Genomic DNA, 21,576 nt, shown 5'->3' with positions numbered 1-21,576 from the left:
TTCGCAGAAATTTTTTCGTTGTCCGTAAGTTGTATTTCTTTCAGTGAGTTAGGCTCTTGATCGGCGCAAGGAAGGTGGGCGTCGGCGGCCAGGGCCAGCTTTGGTTGCGACGGCGCGCTGCGCGGTCGATGGCAAACAACGGTTTGCTTACCAGCCACACACGGCTCGCGCCTCCAACCGCCGTTGTATGCAGTAGACTACTGCCGAAATCGCGCGGGTCGTGCCCGTAAGGTGATGTAAAGGTGTAATGAGTGCAGCAATGCCGGAGCGGCCTGCGAGGGCTTGTCCGGGACGTAGGGCCCACAAGGCCGGCAACAAACTTTATCTTAATCCACCATAAAGCTAGTCGTTGTGACATCGAAAGCGCCTGTGCCAATCAAGAAACCTGAAACCAAAGCGGCTGATAAGCCAACGAGAATGTCCGCCAAGGCGGACAAAGCGCAAGACAAGGCCGAAACGCGGACCACGAGCGCGACGCCTGTCGTCAGCCAGACCACCGATGCCGCCGCGCTGGCCGCGATCGACACGTCCGGTTATGTCCTGCCCTCAGTCAAGGTACCGGGCAGGCGCGGGCGCAAGCCGAAGGAATTCCAGCCCGAGAACGATGAAGTCGCCGCCCTCAACGCGGTCGAGCGGGCCGAGCTGAAAGCGGTGGACAAGGCCAAGGCCAAGGACCGCAAGGCCAAGGAAAAGGCGCTGCTGAAAGACGCGTTCTCTTCGGACACCGAAGCGACCGAAGAAGAACTGGAACGCCGGCGCCAGAAACTCAAGACCCTGATCAAGTTCGGCAAGGAACGCGGCTTCCTCACCTACGCCGAAATCAACGATCACCTGCCCGAAAACATCGTCGATCCGGAAGCGATCGAAGGCATCATCGGCACCTTCAACGACATGGGCATCGCGGTCTACGAGCACGCGCCCGATGCCGAAACCCTGCTGCTGTCCGACAATGTGGCCACCGTCACCAGCGATGACGAAGCCGAGGCCGCCGCCGAGGCGGCGCTGTCGACGGTCGACTCCGACTTCGGCCGCACCACCGACCCGGTGCGCATGTATATGCGCGAGATGGGCTCGGTCGAGCTGCTCACGCGCGAAGGCGAAATCGAGATCGCCAAGCGCATCGAAGACGGCCTCAAGGACATGATCCAGGCCATTTCGGCCTGCCCGGTGACGATCGCCGAAATCATTTCCGCCGCGATCCGCATCCAGAACGACGAAATCAAGATCGACGAAATCGTCGACGGCATGGTCGATCCGGACGAGCCGCTCGAACCCGTGGTGGCGCCGGTCGCCACCGACGAGGACGAGGACGAGGAAGAGGGCGACGAGGAAGAAGAGGAAGAGGAAGAAGAGAACAACGCTTCCGGCGCCGCCGGCTTCTCGGCCGAACAGCTCGAAGCGCTGAAAAGCCAGGCGCTCGAAAAATTCGACATCATCTCGGTGCAGTTCGACAAGATGCGCAAGGCCTTCGAAAAAGACGGCTACAACTCGAAAGCCTACGTCAAGGCGCAGGAATCGATTTCCAACGAGTTGCTCGGGATCCGTTTCACCGCCAAGGTGGTCGAGAAGCTGTGCGACACCCTGCGCGGGCAAGTCGATGAAGTGCGCCATATCGAAAAGCAGATCCTCGACGTGGCCGTGAACAAGTGCGGCATGCCGCGCGCCCACTTCATCAAGGTTTTCCCGGGCAATGAAACCAATCTGGACTGGGTCGACGGCGAAGTCAATGCCGGCCATGCCTATTCGGCCATCCTCGGACGGAATATTCCGACGATCAAGGAACTGCAGCAGCGCCTGATCGACCTGCAGGCGCGCGTGGTGCTGCCGCTGCCGGACTTGCGCAACATCAACCGCCAGATGGCGGCCGGTGAAATGAAGGCGCGAAAGGCCAAGCGCGAAATGACCGAGGCCAACTTGCGCCTGGTAATTTCGATCGCCAAGAAGTACACCAACCGCGGCCTGCAATTCCTCGACCTGATCCAGGAAGGCAATATCGGCCTGATGAAGGCGGTGGACAAGTTCGAATACCGTCGCGGCTACAAGTTTTCCACGTATGCGACCTGGTGGATCCGCCAGGCCATCACGCGCTCGATCGCCGACCAGGCGCGCACGATCCGCATTCCCGTGCATATGATCGAAACGATCAACAAGATGAACCGCATCTCGCGCCAGATATTGCAGGAAACCGGCGCCGAACCCGATCCGGCCACCCTGGCGATCAAGATGGAAATGCCGGAAGACAAGATCCGCAAGATCATGAAGATCGCGAAAGAGCCGATCTCGATGGAAACGCCGATCGGCGACGATGACGATTCCCACCTGGGCGACTTCATCGAAGACAACAATACCCTGGCGCCATCGGACGCGGCCCTGCATGCCTCGATGCGCGGGGTGGTCAAGGATGTGCTCGATTCCCTGACCCCGCGCGAAGCGAAGGTGCTGCGCATGCGTTTCGGCATCGAGATGTCGACCGACCATACGCTGGAAGAAGTGGGCAAGCAGTTCGACGTGACGCGCGAGCGGATTCGCCAGATCGAGGCGAAGGCGCTGCGCAAGCTGCGCCACCCATCGCGTTCCGACAAGCTCAAGAGCTTCCTGGAAGGTAATTAAGCCTTGACGGGCCGGTGCGAAAAGCCATATCCTCTCGCCACTTTGTGACGGCTGGTCAGGCTTTTCAGCATCGCCGTCGCACCGATTTTCGGGCCTCTAGCTCATGCTTGGTTAGAGCAGCGGACTCATAAATCTTTACTGACGGGTGGAAAAGTCCTTTAAAATCAATGACTTGCATTTATGTGATTGATTTTAGGCTACAATTTAGGCTACATTGCTTTTTTAGGCGTTTGCTTTGATATAATTCTGAGATGTTGATGAATAGTTTAATTTCATTCAGCCATCAGAGGGATAGTGTTAATATTCGACAGCATCGATTCTTTTGCTGTTGAAAATAGTTTCGGGCCTCTAGCTCATGCTTGGTTAGAGCAGCGGACTCATATGTAAATGTGCCTTACGAGGGGAAACCACGTAAGGGATGGTGTCAAATTCGGTGAAACCTAAGTGCAGCAATGTATAAGGCAATGCCGAGCCAAGCTTCAGTACGAAAGTGCTGTTGAAGGTGTAGAGACTAGACGGCACCCACCTAAGGCGTAAACTACGGTGAAGGCATAGTCCAGGGAGTGGCGAAAGTCACACAAACCAGAATCCGTTGGTGCCGTGTTCGACTCACGGGAGGCCTACCAAAAAACAAGAAACCGCTTCACTGACGTGAGGCGGTTTTTTTTTGCTCCGTTCGTTTTTCATTGAGTCTCATCAACTTGCCGAGGCTGCTACGTCTAAGTACCACACCGTTTGTTATCAGTTATGCATTTCATGCTTCAAGTGATATCAGTACAACCAATTGTTCTCGTGATTATTGGATAGAATTTCCAATGCTGAAGCTGTCATGATCGCAACCATGTCACAACAGTTTCGTAACGCCAAGAAAAAGGCTACTATTGGTATCATTTACTGCCGTTAATTTTTATTTCGCACGTCTTTTTTGATAAATTTCTTAGGGTTTAAAATATTTCAATATTATGAAAACAAAATACGAAATACTTATCAGCATTCTGGACAAACTAAACAAAGAAGCTCCACTATCAAACTCTACTTATCATAAAAAAGATGTTGAAGGAAAAAACCATGCTCGATCTCTCTCTTTGATTCATTTGTTTCTTAAATCAAAATTTGGATTGATGAATTTTTCGGAGCGGATAAAATACGTTACTGATGGTGGTGGTGATGGTGGTGTTGATGCCTATTATATCGACTCGCAAAACAAATCGATTTATATAATCCAATCAAAATTTCGCTCTAATATAAATAATTTTGAGGAAAAATTGATTAAATATGAAGAGCTTTCATCTGTCGAAATTGAAAGAATTCGCAAAGGTGAGCTTTTAGATGAAAGTGGTGGAAAGTACAATGGAAAAATCCTTGGCTTTCAAAGACTACTGGGTGAAATTGAAGATATTGGAAGATACGATTACAAAGTTATTTTGCTAGCTAATCTGGGTGCCTATAAAAATGAAACTATAAAAAGACTTTTAGGTGGATTTTCTTTTGATGTTTATAATTTCTCCCGAATTTATAATGAAATAGTATTTCCAGTGTGTTCCGGGATGTATTTCGACCCGAGGAATATTACTTTTGAAATAGAAACTACAGAAAAAGGAACGGAATTTAGCCACTCAATTGAAACTAGCTATGGTGAGTTTTCAGTTCGCCTAATATTTGTACCTGCTCTTGAGTTGGCAAGGAATGTTTCAAAATATAGAAATTCGCTATTGAAGTTCAATCCTAGAAATTACCTTTCGCTTTCTAATAATGGAGTTAACGAGAGTATTCGGGAATCCATTGTAGATGAGGAACAAAATATTTTTGCATTGCTCAATAACGGAATTACTTTTGTAGCTACTTCAGATTCCTTTACAGATCGAACAGGCAGAAAAGGAAAAGGTCGACTAACTATCGTAAAGCCGCAGATCATTAATGGTGGTCAGACTGCGTATACTCTTGGAAAATTGCTAGAAGAAGGGCGTGAAGAAGATCTTCAAGGTAAATCTGTATTAGTGAAGATAATAACTTCTGCTGATGAGTCAAAGGATATTGATACAGAATTAATTGAGCAAATATCCCTTGCTAATAATCGGCAATCTAAGATAGTTGAGGCTGATCAGAGATCGAATTCGCCATTCTTAATAGAGTTGCAGCAATATCTTTTCGAAAATCACAATCTCTTTTTTGAACGAAAAAGAGGGGAGTTTTTTGAGGGTTTAGAGGATAAATATTTGCCGAAAGATTCAATTGTAAATCGTGTTGATTTTATTAAATCTGTAATCGCTTTTCAAGGTGAGGTGGCTAAAACTCGAACTTCACAAGATGTGATTTTTGAAGAAGATTATTTCTTGAAATTAATAGAGTCGCCTAATAAAAAGCTAATGAGCCTTGCATACCTTGCTCGTCGAGAATTAAAGAAAATGAGTAGTGAGTTGTCGCCATTTCCAGCGTTAGGTGCATTTGGTCAATTGATTGATGGAAGCAAGGTAACAGATAAGAATGTTGCACCTCTGGCCTCTCAAGTTGAGAAGCTAAGGAAAGCATGGCCAAAATTCGAAGAGTGGGCAACTAAGCAAGCCCATAATAGTACATATGTTCATTCTGATCTTTTAAATGAAAATTATTACAAAGGAAAAACAGTTGATAACGATTTGAAAAACTACTTTTCAAAACGAAGAATTGTCATATCCTATTAAAAACAAGAATTGCAAAAGTAATATTTTAGCACGAATACCATTGGAAAATAAAAAACCGCTTCACTAACGTGAGGCGCTTTTTATTTATTAAATATTGTCTGTATTAAATAAAATTTAGTTGGCGTCTTTTTGTTTTTCCTGCGTAACACTTCAGCTAACGCATTTTCTCTACGCTCTTTAGCTTCCCTTTCGAATTCTTCTAATTGTTTTCCATTTTCTTCTTCTCGCAGCTTTTTGCCAGCTTCGTAATCGAGATTATTTATCACATTAGAGTCGACATTGTTATTAAGCTCTGATCTTCCAGAGGTGACAATTTCTTTGCTTATTTCACTTTCTTGTAAAACATCTTCAATGGTTTTTCCCAATGCCTTGCCATATTTCATAGCCAGCTCTTTGAACGCTCGTTGGCTTACAATCCATTGAGCAAGCACTGATTGTTCTTGCAAATAGGTTTCTTTGAAATTGCCATTCTTCTCAGAAATTTCTACCATTGGCTTAGATAAAAGGGTTTTGTAACGCTCTATTTCATAATTTTTTTCTTAAAGTTCATCTTTAACTTCTTGAATTTGTTCTTTTAGTCGGCTTAGCTCAAGCCTATACCTAGTGTCCAACCCAGCAGGATTAGCCTGACTCTCTAACTGAGCAATCCTTTTTTCGTAATACTCTCGATCTCGCTTGGCTCTTTGTTGAGCTTCGAGATTGGTCATTTCTTTAATGTGAGCTAACTTTGCTGCATCTTGAGCTTGCAGGTCTCTTGAAAAATTCTCAGTTCTTTGACTGGAAAGTTCTTGCTCCAACCTTTCATTTTCGCTAATGAGATGTAGCCCGATTAGTTCTTTCGTAATTTTCAACTCCTAGTCAATACTGAATGTTGTCATGCTGGTAGCATACGCCCGAGGTAAAGCTAGCTCTTTATGCCACACGGGGGATCTCGCAGCTTCGTTTGCGAAATTAGAACTATTGCTGCTAGTCTACAAGAGTTTCGAGGATTTTAGGCTACAAATTAGGCTACAACTCAGTGGAAAACAACGGCAAGCAATGGCAACTAGCGGCAAGTGAAATTCTTTAAAAAACAATGACTTAGGTATTTTCTGACGGTGGCATGCGGATTTCAGAAGATGTATCTTGCGGACTCATAATCCGGTGGTGCCGTGTTCGACTCACGGGAGGCCCACCAGTATGATCAAGGACCTGGATCACGATCCAAGCGCCACCGAAGGTCCAGTAGAGATGTTTGGTTCCGTGTGCGTCGATCTGGTCCACTGGGCGCCAAGCGTTGTGGAAGAGGCCTTCCCAGGTCTTTTGGTCTGCCTTTACCAAGCAGTTCCGTGTGTATGAAGCGCCTTCGCCATTGTGCAGACGTGCTTCATGACGGTCCTTGCTGGGGTGTCCTTGTTCTGGCCTCGAAGCGCAGGCCGAGGATGCTCATTCCCCCACTTCCAGGCCGGCAGCGATCCCGCCGGCAAGGGCGACCAGCTTGCGCTGCCGCGCCGGCGATCGCCTGTCACGTGGCGGCCGCCGCCGGTAGCGCCGCCCGCCGGTTGGTGTACACAAAGTGGCACAGCACTGCGCCGATAATCATCGCACCGCCCAGCATTACCTGCGCACCCGGTCGTTCGCCGAACATGCTCCAGATCCAGAATGGCGCGAGCGCGGTTTCCAGCAGCAGGAACAGGCCGGTATGCGATGGCGCGACATAGCGCGTGCTCAGCGCCAGGAAACCGAGCGCCAGCGGCATGACGAGCGCCCCTTCGATCAGGGTCCAGACGCCGCGCGTCGGGGCCAGCAGGGCCGGGATCGCATCCAGCGGCGTGAGCTGAAGGCAGATCACGAGCAGGGAAGCGGCCACGGCGCCCAGCGAGGGCAAGCCGACCGTGCCGCCTTCCACGCGCGAGGAACACAGGAAGGCCAGCGCCATGGCGACGGCGGTGGCCATCGCAAAGTAATTCGCCGTCATCGAGCCGGCGTAGGGCGCATCGGCCATCACCACCGCCACCCCGCCCAGGCCGATCGTGGCCGCCGCCAGCATGGCGCGATCGACCTTTTCGGAAAACAGCAGCCGCGCCAGCAGCGCCGACACAAAGGGCGTCGACGAGATGATCACCAGCACCGTCGCCACCGCGCCGTGGGCCAGGGCATTGATGAAGGTGATCGACGCGATCGCGAAGAACACCGTCGCGGGCAGGTTGCGGCGGGTCGGCCACGGTGTGCCGATGAGCGGCCGCCAGCGCGGCACCAGCGCATGGACCAGCAGGAACATCGACCACATCAGCAGGCCGCGCAGGATCACGATGACCCAGGGATCGTCGATGCGCATGAGCCGGATCAGCAGCGGGTCGATGCTGAGAAAAAGGCCGCCGGCAATGCCGATGCAGCTGCCGCGAAAGGTGCTTGAGTGGGTCATGGCGTTCGAAACAGGTAATGGAGGCTTGCCTGCACCTCGGTTGAGAGATCGGCCGCTGGGTCGTCAATCGCGGCGCGCGCCCAGGCGGCGATCCTGAGCGTGTCCGGTTGCGGAAAATACGTGGCGCCGGCCTTGCGCAAGGCGGCTTGATCGAGCCGCGCAAACAGCGGGTGGCGAAAGCATGCAAACGGCAGGGCGCAGCCGGGGTCCGAGACGCGGATCAGGGCGGCGCCGGCCGGCGCCGCGTCGATGGCGCCGATGGCCGCCTTGTTAAAGTGCAGCGGACCGCCATGGTCGAGGTTCTGCAAGGCCTGGATCAGGGGCGCTTGCGAGGCGGTCGACTGTTCCAGCAGCGGCAGCATGGTGTACGGGGCGCCGCCCGTAAGCTCGCTGCGCACCGCGACCAGCGCCAGGCCGGCAGCCAGCGCCGCATGCTTGTGCAGCGGCGCGACGAACAGCTCGGCGCCGGCGATGAGTTGCCCGTGCAGATTGGTGGCGAAGCTGTGCGAGGCATCGAGCAGCTCGACAGGCTCGACCGGCTCGACCGGCGCCTGCCGGCGCGACAATGCGCGCACGGCGCCGGAGTACGGGCATACGTGGGTGGCGATGAGTACGTCCGGCTGCGATGCGGCCTCGTGCGGCAGGGTGCCGAACAGCTGCGCGATGGGCGCGTAGTGGCTGCCGGGCGCCAGCGCCACCCGCCGCCCGTGCGAGGACAGCAGCTGGGCCAGCGCCAGCATGCCATGCGTGACCGACGGCAGCAGGAAGACGGAGAACTGCTCCAGGCGATACGCGGCGATGAGGCGTTCGCGCAGCGCGTTCCTCAGCTGCCTGGCATTGCGAAAAAAATTTCCCGACCCTTCATGCTGGAAAATCGGGGCGATCGACGCTTTGTCCATGGTTCGCTCGAAGTGCTTGAATCGGATCGGGCCGCGGCCCGCCTCAGCCGATCAGTTTTTCCTTGATCAGCAGCGGAATGACGGCATTCGCAAAGACCGAGCCGATTGTCAGGCCGGGCTTGCCCAGGCCGGGGCGATACCACATGATTTCCTCGATCTCCATGCTGGCGCGCGGCGTGCCGACGATGTCGGTCAGGTACACGTGCATGTGGATCGGCGTGTCTTCGAACGCCGAGACGCCGTAAAAGATGCCGAGGAACGAGGGCGCCTGGATCGCGACATCGAGCTCTTCGCGCACTTCGCGCGCCAGGCAGTCTAGATACGCTTCGCCCGGCAGCGGCTTTCCGCCCGGAGAAATGAAGGTGGTGGTGCCTTGCTTGCGGGTGAGCAGCAAGGACTTCTCGCGCACGATCGCGGCGGCGCATTTGACGATGATGGATTGTTGCATGGGGCCCTGGCGTGTCGGTGCGATGAGCGCCAAGGCAGGGCGCCCTGCCTTGGCGGCGTACGGTGTCAAGCGGCTTCGGCCAGTTCCTGCATCGGCACCTGCAGCTGTCCCCCGGACAGGAAGTCGATGATATTCATCGCCAGCGGGGCTTTTTCCTGCAGATACGAGAGGATCACCTCGTCGGACGGGGTGGTGAAGCTGTCGCCGAAAATGCTCACGCCTTCCAGCGACTTGGTCGAGATGCCCAACTGGAGCAATTTGTACTTGACGTCGTCGGCCGACTGCGCGAACTCGTAAATCGGCGAATGGTAGGCGATGTCGAATTTGTCCATCATCTTGACGAAGAATTCCTTGGCGACCAGGCGCTGTTCCGGGAATTCCTTCTGATAATTGGTGATGCCGTCGTTGACGACCGCGATCCCGTTGCGGCGGCAAAAATCGACCAGATGCGCGTGAATCGCCAGTTTTTCGCCGAGCAGCACCAGGTTCTTGCGGTACTTGAGAATGTCGGCTTCGATATGTTCGATCGCGATGGCGCGAAACGCGCCGCTGATATCCTCGACGGTATGGCCGACGACCAGCTCGCCGAAGCGGCGCCGCAACTCGTCGACGCGGTGCGCCAGGATGCCGCGGTGCAGCGAGCAGCCGCTGTTGGCCGAGTACAGTTGGACGGGAATTCCCTGCAGCATCAGGTGACAGGCCGCGAGCGTGCTGTCGCGTCCGCCGGTGAACATGACTAGTTGGGTTGGGGCTGGTGTTCGCATTATTTTTCTTCCTCCAAAAGATGATGGTTTCTTGTCTCCGCCTAGGCAGCGCGGGCGTTCTCTGGGGCGATAAGGGGAATCCGGCTTCCGATACTGGCGCACACCGCATCGGCATGGTCGAGTAGCTCGATGTCGCCGAGTTCCCCCGGGTTGATGAGGCCGGAACTTTCCAGGTTTTCCCGCATCCATTCCAACAGCCCGTTCCAGAACTGCGAACCGACCAGGATGACGGGCACCTTGGCCATTTTTCGGGTTTGTATCAGGGTCAGCATCTCGAATAATTCATCCAGCGTGCCCATGCCGCCGGGCATGACGACGAAGGCGTGCGAACACTTGGCGAACGCCAGCTTGCGCGTGATGAAATTGTCGAAAACGAGAGAAATATCCTGGTACGTGGCATCCAGCGTTTCAAACGGCAAGGCAATATTGAAGCCGATCGACTGGCTTGCCCCGGCGCTCGCGCCCTCGTTTGCCGCGCGCATGATGCCCGGACCGCCGCCGGAAATGACGGTGTAGCCCAGGTTCGACAGGCGCTCGGCGATGTCGTATGCCAGGGCGTACACCGCGCTGCCAGGGGCAATCCGCGCGCTGCCGAAAATGCTCACAGCGGGCCCGATGCGGCCCAGCGTCTGCTCGATGCTGTCGAGTTCCCTGAGAATGGTTGTATGCATGGAATAGCCAGTCAGCAAAGCAAAGTTGAAACATATGAAACATTTACAAGAGGGCATTCTATATTTACTTGCGTCGACGGCGTAGCGAATTTATTGCACAATGGCTGCAAATTAAATTCACACCTTCCCATGCGCCGATTACCTCCCTTGCGGGCCTTCCAGAGTTTCGAAGCGGCCGCCAATCACGAGAGCTTTACCCGTGCGGCGACGGCGCTGTGCGTCACCCACAGCGCCATCAGCCATCAAATCCGTTCGCTGGAAACCTGGCTGGGCAAGGACTTGTTCGTCCGGCATAACAGCGGGGTGCACCTGACGCCCGAGGGCGAACAATTGAAGAGCGCGTGCAGCGCCGCCTTTTCGCGGCTGGAAGACGAGTGCGAGCGGATCCGCACGCCCGTGTCGGACCGCAAATTGACGATCGCCTGTTCGGCCAGTTTTCTGGCGCACTGGCTGTTGCCGCGGATCGAACGCTTCTCGCGCCAGTTGCCGGAGCTGGTGCTCAATTTCCAGACCGGCGGCGATGTCGACGCCCTGCTGTCGCACAAGGTCGATGCGCTGATCCTCAGCGGCCAGGCGCCCCTGTCGGCCGAGATCGAAGCGACCTGCCTGGCGGCCGACACCATCGGCCCGGTGTGCGCGCCGGCCTGGCCGAATCCGCCGCGCCTGCCGCAGGATCTGCGCGAGCTGCCCTTGTTCCACGCCACCTCGCGCCTGGCCGCATGGAACGAGTGGGCCGAGATGGTCGGCCTCGCCCCCGAGCTGCGCCACGGCCAGACGCTCGACAGCCTGTCGCTGACGATCCAGGCCGCGCGCAGCGGCCTCGGTTTTGCCATCACGCCCGAACTGCTGGTGCGGCGCGACCTGGAGGAGGGGCGCCTGATCGCGCCCCTCGGCTTCATCCAGGTCGAGCGTTCGACCTTCCTGTATCTGAGCGCCTCGCGCAAGGCGCAGCCCGACATCGCGGCGTTCCGCCACTGGCTGCTGGCCCAGGCCGAAAGCGATTCGCCGCCGCTGGCCTGAGCGGCGCCCGCATGCGCGTGATGCCGAAAAACAGCGACCTCGGCGCTTGAGAACCGTCAAAAGCGGGCCGGAATCGACCGATACACTCGACCAGTGAAGCGGCCGGTTTGCACTCTGTGCACGGCGGCATCAGGACCTTTCGCTGCCCCCTTTTTGCGCAGCACTCTCCAGGAGAAACGCCATGAAAACAATACTCTCAAGCATAGCCACGGCGATCGCCATGATCGCCGCCAGCGGCGCCGTGTCTGCCCAGCCGACGGTGTCGACCTCGCAGGCCGGGACAGGCAACAGCCTGTACGTGGTGCAGCAGGCGCCCGATTACGAATACTATGAGCTGAGCGCCACCATCCGGCAGACCGGCAATGGCAATCTCGCCGGCGATCCGATCAACAAGACGCCGGGCATCTACCAGATCCGCTCCTACGATGCCTATGCCGATATCGCGCAAACCGGCAACCAGAATGCGGCGAGCATTTCGCAAGATAATATTTACCGCAGCGGCACGCGCATCAAGCAGCTCGGCGCCGACAACAAGGCGGTGGTCAAGCAAAAGGATTCCGGTGAAGTCGCCAATACGGTCGAGCAGACCGGCAACCGCAATCTGGTCGACGTCGATCAGCTGGGTTTATTTCCGTTCAGCATACGCGCCTACCAGAACGGCAATGACAACCGTATCGCCGCCAGGCAGGTCAATTCGGGTTTCGGCGGGCCCTTGGTGGAACAGGTGGGCAACCTGAACAAGGTGACGATCGACCAGGACAACGCGCTGTATTCGGGGGTCTGGGTGCAGCAGGGCGGTAACGGCAATCTCGCCAGCGTCAGGCAGAAGGATTCCTACTTCACGCGCGAACAGACCATTCTCCAGAAAGGCAACGGCAACGTGGCCAGCAGCGACGAGCAGGGCCAGGATAACGCCAGCAAGATCGTCCAGACCGGTAATCTGAACAAGGCCACGGTGGTGCAGCGGCTCGATTACAGCCAGTCGCTCATCCAACAGACCGGTAACGGCAATCTGGCGTCCGTCACGCAAAACGGCGGCAACAACTACGACACGCCGAACATCGCCTCGATCAGCCAGACCGGCAATGGCTTCGCCGCCGCCATTACCCAGAGCGGCAGCGGCAATCACGCCGGGATCGTGCAGCATTAGGAACGATCCGGAGCGTGTGGCCGCGCGTCAGTCGCCCTTGTCGAGATTACCCTTCACTTGCAGCAACAGGCCAAGCAATACCTGCTGCTGCTCCTCGTTCATGCCCCGCACCGCCTGCGCGTTCAGCTTGGCCGCTTCGCCCTGCGCCGCCTGCTGGATGGCCTTGCCGGCCTCGGTCAGCGACAGGCGCGTGTTGCGGCGGTCGGCCGCGTCGGCTTCTCCGTGCAGCAAGCCGCGCTCGCGCAGCGCCGTGATCAGGCGCGCGAGCTGTGCCTTGTCGCGTCCGCTGCGGCGCGCCAGCTCGCTCTGGGTCGCGCCCGGATGATGGCCGAAGAAGGCCAGCACCTTCGATTCCATGTGCGTGAGCTCGTGCTGGCCGTCGCGCAATGCCTGGAATTGCTGCGAACGGTACTGGTGCATGATCGTATGGATCAGTTCCAGAACGGCATCCGGGCGCGATTCGCCGGAATGGTTGACATTGTCATTTGATTGGTGGATGATAGGGGACATTGTCAACCGATTGAAAGAGAAAGAGATGAGTATAGACGCTCCTGTCAGCCGTGTGCAGCGTGTGCGCCACGAGCTCAAGATCCGCCAGGTCGAGGTAGTCCGGGTGCGCGAACTGGGCAGCCATTTCCGCAGCATCAGCTTCGGCGGCGCGGCGCTGCACGATTTTCACAGCGCCTCGTTCGACGACCACATCAAATTCATCCTCGGCGACGGTCCCGACGCCGCCCGACGCGATTACACCCCGCGCAGCTTCGATCCGGCCGCCGGCGAACTGACGATCGAATTCGCCCTGCATGGCGACGGTCCGTGCGCGGCCTGGGCGGCCCAGGCCCAGCCCGGCCAGCAGGTCCTCATCGGCGGCCCGAAAGGCTCGCTGATCATTCCCGTCGACTACGACTGGCATTTGCTGGTCGGCGACGAAACCGGCTTGCCGGCCATCGCGCGCCGGCTGGAAGAACTGCCGGCCGGCACCCGCGCCACCGTCATCGTCAAGGTCGACGACGCCGCCGACCGCCGCGCCTTTGCCAGCGGCGCCGAGGTGGACCTGCGCTGGGTCGCCAGCGACGCCGCGTTGCTGACCGCGGTGCAGGCCTGGGCGCTGCCGGCCGGCGAGGGCTACGCCTGGTGCGCCGGGGAAGCGGCGACCATGGCCGCCGTGCGCCAGGAACTGGTCGGCGTCAAGGGCCTGGGCAAGCATGCCATCCGCGCGGCGGCTTACTGGAAGCGCGGCGGCAGCGGCTTTCACGAGAACCTGGAATAACTCCGATCTATTGAGGCGCCAAGCCGGCGCGCGCTCGTCAGGCGTTCATACCGCTAAGTCAGGGGGGCGTGGCCGGGCCCTCTCCAGCACCCGGGCGAGCGCCGCGACCGCGCGCGCGACGTCGGCGTCGCCGGTCTGCCAATTGCATACCGACACGCGCATGCAGCGCTTGCCGCGCCAGGTGGTGTTGCTGAACAGCGCTTCGCCGCCGGCCAGCACGGCGCCGCTGACCTGATCCGTCCAGCGGTCGTGGTCGGCCTCGGTGGCGCCCGGCCTGGGGTCGGGAAAGCGCAGCAGGCCCTGGTTGAGCGTCGGTGCCCACACCAGTTCGACGCCGGGCAGGGCGGCGATGCCGCTCACCAGCGCGTGCGCGGCCGCGCAGCAGCGCTCGATCATGGCGTCCACGCCGTCGCGCCCGAGCTGGCGCAGGGCGGCATAGGCCGCCACGCCGCGTGCGCGCCGCGACCATTCCGGATTCCAGTCCTTGGGCTCGCGCACATGGTCGTTGTGGGCAACGTAACTGGCTTCGTAGGACATGGCGCGGCGCTGCGCATCGGCATGGGCGACAAAGGCAAATCCGCTGTCGTAGGGGACGTTCAGCCACTTGTGGCCGTCGGTCGCCCAGGAATCGGCGTGCGCCACGCCGGCCAGCAGGTGGCGGTAGCGCGCGCTGGCGTTGGCCCACAGGCCGAAGGCGCCGTCCACGTGCACCCAGGCGCCGTAGCGGTGCGCCAGCGGGATCAGTTCGGCGAACCGGTCGCAGGCGCCGATGTTCAGGTCGCCCGCCTGCAGCAGCACGATCACCGGGCCCCCGGCGCTGCCGATCAGCGCCTGTTGCAGCGTCGCCGCCTCCAACTGGCCGGCCTGGTTGACGGGCAGGCCGGTGACGGCGCCGCTGCCCAGGCCCAGCAGGCGGGCCGCGCGCGTGATGCTGCCGTGGAACTGGTCGCCGCTCAGGATGCGCAGCGGCGGCGCGCCGCACAGGCCGTCGCGTTCCACATCCCATCCACGGCGCGCCAGCAGGGCATTGCGGGCCGCCGCCAGGGCGCTCGCGTGCGCCATCTGGCAACCGCTGGTGAGGGCGAAGCTGGCGTCGCGCGGCAGGCCGAGCAACTCCTTCAGCCAGCCGCCGCAGACTTCTTCGATCACGGTCACGGCCGGCGCGCAGGCAAAGGTGGCGGCGTTCTGGTCCCAGGCGCTGGTGAGCCAGTCGGCCGCCAGCGCGGCCGGCAAGGCGCCGCCGATCACCCAGCCGAAAAAGCGCCCGCCGGCGCTGCCGTTGATGCCGCCGGCCGTGGCGGCGGCCAGCTCGTCGATGACCTGTGCGGCCGGCATGCCGGCGTCGCCCAGGGGCACGGACAAGCGCGCGCGCAGCGTGTCGAGGCTGGCGCGGGCGCCGACCGCTTGCCGCTCCAGGCCATCGAGGTGGGCCAGCGCGTGGTTCAGGGCACGTTCCAGTGCCGGGCGAAACGGGGAGATGGTGCTCATGGAGATTGAAGGCTGCTTGAATGGGATGGCCCGAGCGTAAACGCGGCGCCCGGCGCGCGCAAACGATCTGTTGCCGGTTTCACCTTAGCTGGGCTAAAGTGAAGCATGCACATTCCGCTCCAGGGCTTCCATACCTTCTTTGTCGTTTGCCGCGCCGGCAGCATGAAACAGGCCGCGTGCGAATTGCATGTGAGCGCGGGCGCCATCAGCCAGCGCATGCGCGAGCTGGAATTGCGGCACGGGCAGCGCCTGTTCGAGCGGACCCGGACCGGGGTCACCCCCACCGCGGCCGGGGCGGCCTTGTATGCGGACCTGCGCGCCGCGTTCCAGCAGATCGAAACCGTCGCGCGCCGCGACTTGCCGGATGACGCTGCGCGGCAGCTGGTGGTGAGCGTGATGCCCTCGTTCGCGTCCGGCTGGTTATTGCCGCGCCTGGGCGATTTTGCGCGCCGGCATCCGGCCGTCGCGCTCGCGATCGACAGCGATGCGCGCGTGGTCGACCTGAAGAACGAGGCAATCGATTTCGCCATCCGGCACGGCCTGGGCAGCTATCCGGGACTCGCATCGCGCTGGCTGATGTCGCCCGAAATGATCGTCGTCGGCGCGCCGGAGCTGTTGCGCCAGGGGCCGCCGATCCGCTGCCCGGCCGATTGCCTGGCGTATCCCCTGCTGCACGACCGGGAACGGCGCGACTGGACATTGTGGCTGCAGGCCAGCGGCAGCGCCTCGCCCAAGGCGCGCCGCGGGCTCGCGTTCAGCGACGAGCATTTGCTGGTGCGCGCCGCCTGCGAAGGGCAGGGGCTGGCGCTGGTGCGCGATATCTACGCCGGCGCCGACCTGGCGAACGGGCGTCTGCGCAAGGCGCTGGAGGCGCAATGGCCGACGCAATTCGGTTATTACCTGGTCGGTTTGCCGGACAGCTTTGCCGCCTCGGGCGCGCGCGCCTTCGTCGAATGGATCGAGGCCGAAGCGGCGCGCTCGCGGACGGCCCCGGCGCAGGTGTTGCCGCGGTAGCGCTAACACCGCCAGGACGGCGCGATCGACCTGCCCAGCCCGGCAATTACATGGCACAATCGCGCCCTCGGTGCCAAAGGCACAACACTCGCGCGAACCTTTTCCATGTCCGAACAACACATCGTCATCGCCGGCGGCGGCGTCTCCGGCCTGTACTGCGCCATCCGCCTGGCCGAAGCCGGGCACCAGGTGCTGATCCTGGAAGCCTCGTCCGACCGCTGGGGCGGACGCATCGAAACCGAAGACATGGACGGCTTCATCGCCGAATACGGCCCGATGCGCTTCGAACCGACCCTGCAGCCGCGCTTCGCCCGCCTGTGCGCGGAACTGGGCGTGGGCCTGGTCGACTTTTCCGGCCCCTCGGCCGACGAAATCAGCGTGCCCGACAGCCAGCTGCCGCCCGAAGAGCAGGGCCTGAACTCGCTGCAACTGCTCAAGCGCGGCATCATGCTGGTGATGGGGCGCGAGCCGGACGACCAGGCCTGGATCGACGGCCTGACCGAAGCCGACTACAACCGCCTGCGCCGCCACGCGCAGCTGCACGGCCATCCGCTCTGGGCCACGGGATTCTGGAACGTGATGTCCGGCAACGGCATCCTCAGCCACCGGGCGCTGGTCAAGCTGCGCGACACCGGCACCTTCTATCACATGATTCCCGAGAACCTCAATGCCATCGAATGGATCATCTGGTGGCTGCGCGCGCTCAAGACCGTGGGCCAGAAACTGGCCAGCATCGCCGGCGGTTCGGCCAAGCTGACCGAGGGCCTGATGGCCAAGATCCACAGCCTGCCGAACATCACCCTGGCCGGCGGCCATACCCTGCTCGGTTTCCGCCCGACCGGGCTGGGCCAGGCGAGCCTGGAACTGGACGTGCGCACCAAGAACGACACCATCAAGCTGCCGGCGGCGCGCCTGATCCTGGCGCTGCCGCGCCTGCCCCTGGTCAAGCTGGCGCCGCACCTGCCGGAGCACATCGCCACCCATCTGGACGCCGTCAACGGCTTTCCGATGCTGAAGATTTTCTTCGTCAGCAACGCGCCCTGGTGGGATTACGACCAGCCGCCGCAGCAGTATGCGAATTGCCTGCCGACCCGCGAAGTGCATTACTTCCGCCGTCCGCAGGGGCGCGACCTCGACGGCCACGGCATGGTGCTGCTGTACATGGACCGCCCGTCGACCGAATTCTGGCGCCATTACCTGAGCGAGCCGGACAAGCACGACCGCGCCGAAGTCGACCAGGATGCGCGCATCGTCGACGCCTTTGCCCTGTTCGTGGCGCGCGACGTCAAGCGCCTGCTGGAAACGAACGAATCGCACCTCAAGCTCAACGACCATTCGAAGGCGGTGTTCCGCGACCAGACCCTGGCCCAGGCCACGGCCTACATCAAGAATTCGATCATTACCTACGGCATCCGCGACTGGGCGCGCGCGCCGTACGGGGCCGCCAACCACGGCTGGCAGCCGGGCGTGCGCTCATGGAAGGTGATGGACGCCTTCAAGGCCTTCGACTTCGGCAGCGGGGCGAAGAACGTGCACATCGTCGGCGAAGCGTATTCCGATTACCAGGGTTTCGTGGAAGGGGCGCTGAACAGTTCCGAGCTGGCGCTGGAAGCGATCTTGCAGGGGCGCTGAAGCGCGCGGGCGCGCGAAAAATGGATATCCCGGCTACGTGCGCTTCCGTACGGACGGGCTCGCTTCAGGCGGGCACAATCGCCTCTTCGATTGCAATGCCCCGGCCCCCAGCCGGCGCATTTTCCGTTTCGGGCGCGGCTCTCTGGCCGCGCCGTCTTTTTACGGCGCGCCTTGCATCTCGGGCGGCCGTCCGCGCACGCTCACGCTTCACCTCAAGGAATTCCACCATGTCATTCAATCACGTCGTCGTCTGGCTCGACCAGGCCGAAGCTCACGTCATCCATTTCACGCGCAAGGCCGCCGAATCGGAAGTCATCAAGACCGCTTCCGTCCATGCGCAGCATAAAAAAGCCGGCGTCGATGCCAGTGTCGAATCGGAGCGCAATCCCGAGTACCTCAACGAGATCGCCGCCGCCATCGGCGCCGCGCAGGAAATCCTGATCGTCGGCCCCGGCCAGGAAAAGCTGGTCTTCATCAAGCACCTGGAAAAGCAGCACGCCGCCATCGCCGCCAAGGTGGTCAGCGTCGAAACGGTCGACCATCCGAACGATGCCCAGCTGCTCTCCTACGCGCGCAAGTATTTTGCCGAAGAAGGCAGCATGCAGTCGGCCTGACGCGGTGAGCGTGGCTTAAAAAGACCGGGAGCGCCGTCAGCGGGCGTACCCGGTTTTTTTTGCGCCGCGCAGCTTACGCGTGCGCCGCCTCCAGCTTGAACACGCGCACCACGTCGGCCAGCTCGGCTGCCTGGTTCTGCATCGACTGCGCCGCCGCGGCCGCCTGTTCCACCAGCGCCGCATTCTGCAAGGTCATTTCGTCGAGCTTGACGATGGCCTTGTCGACGCTGCCGATATCCACGCTCTGCTCGCGCGTGGCCGACGAAATATCGTCCATGATCTGGCTGACGCGCTGCACCCCCTCGACCACTTCGCGCATGGTGTTGCCCGCCTGTTCCACCAGGACGGTGCCGGTGCCGACCTTGGCCACCGAATCGTCGATCAGCAATTTGACTTCTTTCGCCGCCGCCGCCGAGCGCTGCGCCAGGTTGCGCACTTCGGTCGCCACCACCGCGAAGCCGCGCCCCTGTTCGCCGGCCCGGGCCGCTTCCACGGCCGCGTTCAGCGCCAGGATATTGGTCTGGAAGGCGATCCCGTCGATCACCGAAATGATGTCCACGATCTTGCGCGAGGAGGCATTGATCACGCCCATCGTCGCCACCACGCCGTCGACCGCCTCGCCGCCGCGCACCGACACTTCCGACGCCGCCTGCACCAGTTTGCTGGCGCTGGCCGCGTACTCCGAATTGCGTCCGACCGAACTGACCAGCTGCGCCATCGAGGCGGCCACCTCGGCCAGCGCCGAAGCCTGGTGTTCGGTGCGGTTCGACAGGTCGATATTGCCGGCCGCGATCTCGCTCGACGCCAGCGCCATCGATTCGGTGCCGTGCCGGACCTTGGAAACGATGCTGCTCAGGCTATCGCGCATGGTCTTGATCGCAAACACCAGGCTCGATGGGACGGCGGCTTGCACATTCACCGCGTGCTGCAGTTCGCCCTTGGCGATCCGCTGCGCCACGTCGGTGGCGTAGGCCGGCTCGCCGCCGAGCTGATTGAGCAGGCCGCGCACGATCAGGAAGCCGACGCTGAGGCAGACCAGCACCGACAGGATGCTGAGCGCGCCGATCCAGAGCGTCGCGCTGGCGGCCTGGCTGCCGGCCTCGTCGCTGGCGGCCTTGCTTTGCGCCTGGACTTTTTTCAGCAGCACGTCGATGTCGGCCACGATCTGGCGCCGCAGCGGGCTGCACTCTTCCACCAGGAATTTGCCGAAGGCATCCATCTCGGCCCTGGCGCGAAACTGGCGCGGACGCTCGAGTTCCCTGGCCATGGCGTGCAGGCCCGCCTTCACCTTGGCGAAGTCGGCGTCGGCGCCGAATACCTTGTCGAGCCGGGCCAGGGCGCCGAGGTAGACCGCCTTTTCGCGGTCGACGATGTCGAGTTCCCTGTTGGCGGCGCCAGTGTCCACGAAGATGAAAGCATTGCGCGCGGCAATGCCGGTCTGGGCCAGCGCTTCGCGCGCCACGTGCAGCGGGTCGAGTTTTTCCTCGGTGACCCTGTTGAGGTCGATCACGGCCTTGTCGACGCTGTTCATGCGTATGACAGCGAAGACCGCCAGCACCAAGGTGATGGCAAGAACCAGGGTAAAGGCGCTATAGAGTTTGGTTGCAATTTTCATGATGGCAGAGGGGCAAAGATCGAGCGGTTCGACATCCAAGGCGTCGCTCAACCCGGCAACAGCGTGAGCACGCGACATGTGGTGAAGCTGTTGGCATTCTGAACTGAAAATTTCTTAAACTCAACAAATATTTGACGATAGTGACGATTCGTCGTCAATTCCCACAAATTTGCAGGCTGATCATCAATTCCGGTAATTACGCACTTGAGGAAATGCCCATTGCCGGGTACACTGGATTTTTCTTTGTGGAAATTAATCATGTCTCGCTCCTTGAAAGCGACGTCCGATCCTGTGATGACCACCAGCGACGCCGCCCGTTTGCTGGGGGTGGCCACCAGTACGGTGCAGCTGTGGATGGAAAGCGGGGCGATCGCCTCCTGGAAGACGCCGGGCGGGCATCGCCGTGCGCTGATGAGTTCAGTATTGCGCATGACCCGGCCGGCTCACCTGCTCGCCGCGTCCGATCCGGCCGGCGCGGCGCCGCTGGCGCCCGAATTCCTCATGCCGGCCGCGCCCCCGTATCCGGTCGGCGCGCAGGAGCAGTTGCGCCTGTCGGCGCTGGCGGCCTTGCAGCTGGTACCGTCGCCCGCCGAGGAGCGCTTCGAGCGGATTGCGCGCCTTGCCGCGGCGGTAACCGATTGTCCGATCGCCCTGATTACCTTGCTGACGGCGCAGCGCCAGTGGTTCAAGGCGCGCGTCGGTCTGAAAGCGGCCGAGACGCCGCGCGAATGGGCCTTCTGTTCCCACGCGATCCTGCAGCGCGATCCGTTCATCGTCGAAGATGCCCTGCAGGACGCGCGCTTTCGCGACAATCCCCTGGTGACGGGCGCGCCCGAGATCCGCTTTTACGCGGCGTTTCCCTTGATCGGTGTGAATGAACTGGCGCTGGGAACCCTGTGCGTGATCGACCGCGAGCCGCGCCGACTCAAGAGCCGCGAGCTGCAAGGGCTGGAAGACCTGGCCAACATGGCCATGCGCGAACTGAACACGCCGCCGCACGACTAGGCGCGGCTAGGGCGGCGCGGCCCCGTCGCCGAAGACGGCATCCAGGACAGGCGCGTCGAGGCCGCGTTCGAACCACTGTTCCAGTTCGGTCTGCGTGGCCGTGGCGATGCGCTGCGCCGCCGGTTCCGGCAGATCGCCGAAGCGCTTGCGCAGCAGTTTGTCCAGCATGCCGCGCAGTGCCACGACCTGTCCTTTTGCAATGCCTTCCGTGATGCCTTTCGCGAGGCCTGTTGCGATGCCTTCGGCATTTCCTTTTTGAAAACCGACATCTTCGAATTCTTCGGCCCAGGT

General features: G+C 59.9%; 20 protein-coding genes and 1 pseudogene. 9 read left to right on the top strand and 12 right to left on the bottom strand.

From position 1 onward, the window contains the following. Positions 1 to 417: 417 nt before the first annotated feature. Both rpoD and EJB06_RS23920 read left to right on the top strand, forming a co-directional pair. The gene (rpoD, locus tag EJB06_RS23925; protein ID WP_126076541.1) at positions 418 to 2,610 is read left to right on the top strand and encodes an RNA polymerase sigma factor RpoD; all 2,193 of its coding nucleotides are present in this window, start codon (positions 418 to 420) and stop codon (positions 2,608 to 2,610) included. A 962-nt stretch (positions 2,611 to 3,572) separates the two neighbouring features. Beyond that, on the top strand, positions 3,573 to 5,291 hold the full coding sequence (locus EJB06_RS23920; protein ID WP_126076540.1) for an AIPR family protein: 1,719 nt from the start codon (positions 3,573 to 3,575) through the stop codon (positions 5,289 to 5,291). 80 nt (positions 5,292 to 5,371) lie between these two features. Here EJB06_RS23920 and EJB06_RS23915 read toward each other — a convergent pair whose 3' ends face one another. The 7 genes from EJB06_RS23915 to EJB06_RS23885 form a co-directional block, all read right to left on the bottom strand. Next, complete coding sequence (locus EJB06_RS23915; RefSeq protein WP_126076539.1) at positions 5,372 to 5,782, bottom strand: hypothetical protein; 411 nt, start codon at positions 5,780 to 5,782, stop codon at positions 5,372 to 5,374. 48 nt (positions 5,783 to 5,830) lie between these two features. Next, positions 5,831 to 6,142 carry a hypothetical protein gene (locus EJB06_RS23910; protein ID WP_126076538.1) on the bottom strand — a complete coding sequence of 104 codons (312 nt, stop codon included), beginning with the start codon at positions 6,140 to 6,142 and terminating at the stop codon, positions 5,831 to 5,833. A gap of 653 nt (positions 6,143 to 6,795) precedes the next feature. Then, positions 6,796 to 7,695 carry a DMT family transporter gene (locus EJB06_RS23905; RefSeq protein WP_126076537.1) on the bottom strand — a complete coding sequence of 300 codons (900 nt, stop codon included), beginning with the start codon at positions 7,693 to 7,695 and terminating at the stop codon, positions 6,796 to 6,798. Beyond that, a complete protein-coding gene (locus EJB06_RS23900) occupies positions 7,692 to 8,594 on the bottom strand; it encodes a DUF6024 family protein (protein ID WP_126076536.1) in 903 nt (300 codons plus the stop codon). The genes EJB06_RS23905 and EJB06_RS23900 overlap by 4 nt, the downstream gene beginning before the upstream one ends. Before the next feature lie 43 nt (positions 8,595 to 8,637). After that, positions 8,638 to 9,042: an NUDIX hydrolase gene (locus tag EJB06_RS23895; RefSeq protein ID WP_126076535.1), complete on the bottom strand. Its 405-nt coding sequence runs from the start codon at positions 9,040 to 9,042 to the stop codon at positions 8,638 to 8,640. Between the two features lie 65 nt (positions 9,043 to 9,107). Then, positions 9,108 to 9,806: a hypothetical protein gene (locus EJB06_RS23890; RefSeq protein ID WP_198420906.1), complete on the bottom strand. Its 699-nt coding sequence runs from the start codon at positions 9,804 to 9,806 to the stop codon at positions 9,108 to 9,110. 41 nt (positions 9,807 to 9,847) lie between these two features. Further along, positions 9,848 to 10,477 carry an LOG family protein gene (locus tag EJB06_RS23885; protein WP_164558024.1) on the bottom strand — a complete coding sequence of 210 codons (630 nt, stop codon included), beginning with the start codon at positions 10,475 to 10,477 and terminating at the stop codon, positions 9,848 to 9,850. 129 nt (positions 10,478 to 10,606) lie between these two features. On the opposite strand from EJB06_RS23885, the gene EJB06_RS23880 reads away from it, so the two are divergent. Both EJB06_RS23880 and EJB06_RS23875 read left to right on the top strand, forming a co-directional pair. Next, positions 10,607 to 11,497: a LysR substrate-binding domain-containing protein gene (locus EJB06_RS23880; RefSeq protein WP_164558023.1), complete on the top strand. Its 891-nt coding sequence runs from the start codon at positions 10,607 to 10,609 to the stop codon at positions 11,495 to 11,497. A 181-nt stretch (positions 11,498 to 11,678) separates the two neighbouring features. Beyond that, a complete protein-coding gene (locus tag EJB06_RS23875; RefSeq protein ID WP_126076532.1) occupies positions 11,679 to 12,647 on the top strand; it encodes a hypothetical protein in 969 nt (322 codons plus the stop codon). Positions 12,648 to 12,674: 27 nt separating this feature from the next. Here EJB06_RS23875 and EJB06_RS23870 read toward each other — a convergent pair whose 3' ends face one another. Continuing rightward, positions 12,675 to 13,067, bottom strand: a complete 393-nt coding sequence (locus EJB06_RS23870) for a MarR family winged helix-turn-helix transcriptional regulator (RefSeq protein WP_229427249.1) — start codon at positions 13,065 to 13,067, stop codon at positions 12,675 to 12,677. A gap of 115 nt (positions 13,068 to 13,182) precedes the next feature. On the opposite strand from EJB06_RS23870, the gene EJB06_RS23865 reads away from it, so the two are divergent. Beyond that, the gene (locus EJB06_RS23865; RefSeq protein WP_126076530.1) at positions 13,183 to 13,917 is read left to right on the top strand and encodes a siderophore-interacting protein; all 735 of its coding nucleotides are present in this window, start codon (positions 13,183 to 13,185) and stop codon (positions 13,915 to 13,917) included. A gap of 45 nt (positions 13,918 to 13,962) precedes the next feature. On the opposite strand, the gene EJB06_RS23860 is transcribed toward EJB06_RS23865, so the two are convergent. Continuing rightward, positions 13,963 to 15,405 (bottom strand): pyridoxal phosphate-dependent decarboxylase family protein, encoded by a 1,443-nt coding sequence (locus EJB06_RS23860; protein ID WP_126076529.1) that lies wholly within the window; start codon positions 15,403 to 15,405, stop codon positions 13,963 to 13,965. A gap of 105 nt (positions 15,406 to 15,510) precedes the next feature. Between EJB06_RS23860 and EJB06_RS23855 the strand changes: the two genes are divergently transcribed. The 3 genes from EJB06_RS23855 (at position 15,511) to EJB06_RS23845 (ending at position 18,665) form a co-directional block, all read left to right on the top strand. Next, positions 15,511 to 16,419 (top strand): LysR substrate-binding domain-containing protein, encoded by a 909-nt coding sequence (locus EJB06_RS23855; RefSeq protein WP_126076528.1) that lies wholly within the window; start codon positions 15,511 to 15,513, stop codon positions 16,417 to 16,419. Between the two features lie 105 nt (positions 16,420 to 16,524). Next, positions 16,525 to 18,051, top strand: a complete 1,527-nt coding sequence (locus EJB06_RS23850) for a flavin monoamine oxidase family protein (protein WP_126076527.1) — start codon at positions 16,525 to 16,527, stop codon at positions 18,049 to 18,051. A gap of 227 nt (positions 18,052 to 18,278) precedes the next feature. Further along, entirely contained in the window at positions 18,279 to 18,665 is a 387-nt protein-coding gene (locus EJB06_RS23845) for a translational machinery protein (RefSeq protein WP_126076526.1), read from the top strand. Positions 18,666 to 18,738: 73 nt separating this feature from the next. Here the strand turns inward: EJB06_RS23845 and EJB06_RS23840 are convergent, their stop codons facing one another. Next, positions 18,739 to 20,280 (bottom strand): methyl-accepting chemotaxis protein, encoded by a 1,542-nt coding sequence (locus tag EJB06_RS23840; RefSeq protein ID WP_126076525.1) that lies wholly within the window; start codon positions 20,278 to 20,280, stop codon positions 18,739 to 18,741. Positions 20,281 to 20,327: 47 nt separating this feature from the next. Further along, positions 20,328 to 20,540 (bottom strand): hypothetical protein, encoded by a 213-nt coding sequence (locus EJB06_RS23835; protein ID WP_126076524.1) that lies wholly within the window; start codon positions 20,538 to 20,540, stop codon positions 20,328 to 20,330. Between EJB06_RS23835 and EJB06_RS23830 the strand changes: the two genes are divergently transcribed. Continuing rightward, positions 20,539 to 21,285: a GAF domain-containing protein gene (locus EJB06_RS23830; RefSeq protein ID WP_126076523.1), complete on the top strand. Its 747-nt coding sequence runs from the start codon at positions 20,539 to 20,541 to the stop codon at positions 21,283 to 21,285. The two genes, EJB06_RS23835 and EJB06_RS23830, sit on opposite strands and share 2 nt — an antisense overlap. A 6-nt stretch (positions 21,286 to 21,291) precedes the next feature. On the opposite strand, the pseudogene EJB06_RS32695 reads toward EJB06_RS23830, so the two are convergent. Then, positions 21,292 to 21,576 (bottom strand): annotated as a pseudogene (locus tag EJB06_RS32695) (hypothetical protein); the annotation flags it as partial.

The organism is Massilia atriviolacea (assembly GCF_003953935.1).
GTDB lineage: Bacteria > Pseudomonadota > Gammaproteobacteria > Burkholderiales > Burkholderiaceae_D > Telluria_A > Telluria_A atriviolacea.
Note: the sequence above shows the minus strand (reverse complement) of the source record. Positions and strands in the feature narration are given on the sequence as shown.

Coding starts and splice junctions, on each gene's coding strand:
- rpoD (WP_126076541.1), top strand. CDS start 418: ATGTCCGCCAAGGCGGACAAAGCGCAAGACAAGGCCGAAACGCGGACC.
- EJB06_RS23920 (WP_126076540.1), top strand. CDS start 3,573: ATGAAAACAAAATACGAAATACTTATCAGCATTCTGGACAAACTAAAC.
- EJB06_RS23915 (WP_126076539.1), bottom strand. CDS start 5,782: ATGGTAGAAATTTCTGAGAAGAATGGCAATTTCAAAGAAACCTATTTG.
- EJB06_RS23905 (WP_126076537.1), bottom strand. CDS start 7,695: ATGACCCACTCAAGCACCTTTCGCGGCAGCTGCATCGGCATTGCCGGC.
- EJB06_RS23900 (WP_126076536.1), bottom strand. CDS start 8,594: ATGGACAAAGCGTCGATCGCCCCGATTTTCCAGCATGAAGGGTCGGGA.
- EJB06_RS23895 (WP_126076535.1), bottom strand. CDS start 9,042: ATGCAACAATCCATCATCGTCAAATGCGCCGCCGCGATCGTGCGCGAG.
- EJB06_RS23890 (WP_198420906.1), bottom strand. CDS start 9,806: ATGCGAACACCAGCCCCAACCCAACTAGTCATGTTCACCGGCGGACGC.
- EJB06_RS23885 (WP_164558024.1), bottom strand. CDS start 10,477: ATGCATACAACCATTCTCAGGGAACTCGACAGCATCGAGCAGACGCTG.
- EJB06_RS23880 (WP_164558023.1), top strand. CDS start 10,607: ATGCGCCGATTACCTCCCTTGCGGGCCTTCCAGAGTTTCGAAGCGGCC.
- EJB06_RS23875 (WP_126076532.1), top strand. CDS start 11,679: ATGAAAACAATACTCTCAAGCATAGCCACGGCGATCGCCATGATCGCC.
- EJB06_RS23870 (WP_229427249.1), bottom strand. CDS start 13,067: ATGCACCAGTACCGTTCGCAGCAATTCCAGGCATTGCGCGACGGCCAG.
- EJB06_RS23865 (WP_126076530.1), top strand. CDS start 13,183: ATGAGTATAGACGCTCCTGTCAGCCGTGTGCAGCGTGTGCGCCACGAG.
- EJB06_RS23860 (WP_126076529.1), bottom strand. CDS start 15,405: ATGAGCACCATCTCCCCGTTTCGCCCGGCACTGGAACGTGCCCTGAAC.
- EJB06_RS23855 (WP_126076528.1), top strand. CDS start 15,511: ATGCACATTCCGCTCCAGGGCTTCCATACCTTCTTTGTCGTTTGCCGC.
- EJB06_RS23850 (WP_126076527.1), top strand. CDS start 16,525: ATGTCCGAACAACACATCGTCATCGCCGGCGGCGGCGTCTCCGGCCTG.
- EJB06_RS23845 (WP_126076526.1), top strand. CDS start 18,279: ATGTCATTCAATCACGTCGTCGTCTGGCTCGACCAGGCCGAAGCTCAC.
- EJB06_RS23840 (WP_126076525.1), bottom strand. CDS start 20,280: ATGAAAATTGCAACCAAACTCTATAGCGCCTTTACCCTGGTTCTTGCC.
- EJB06_RS23830 (WP_126076523.1), top strand. CDS start 20,539: ATGTCTCGCTCCTTGAAAGCGACGTCCGATCCTGTGATGACCACCAGC.
- EJB06_RS23835 (WP_126076524.1), bottom strand. CDS start 20,540: ATGATTAATTTCCACAAAGAAAAATCCAGTGTACCCGGCAATGGGCAT.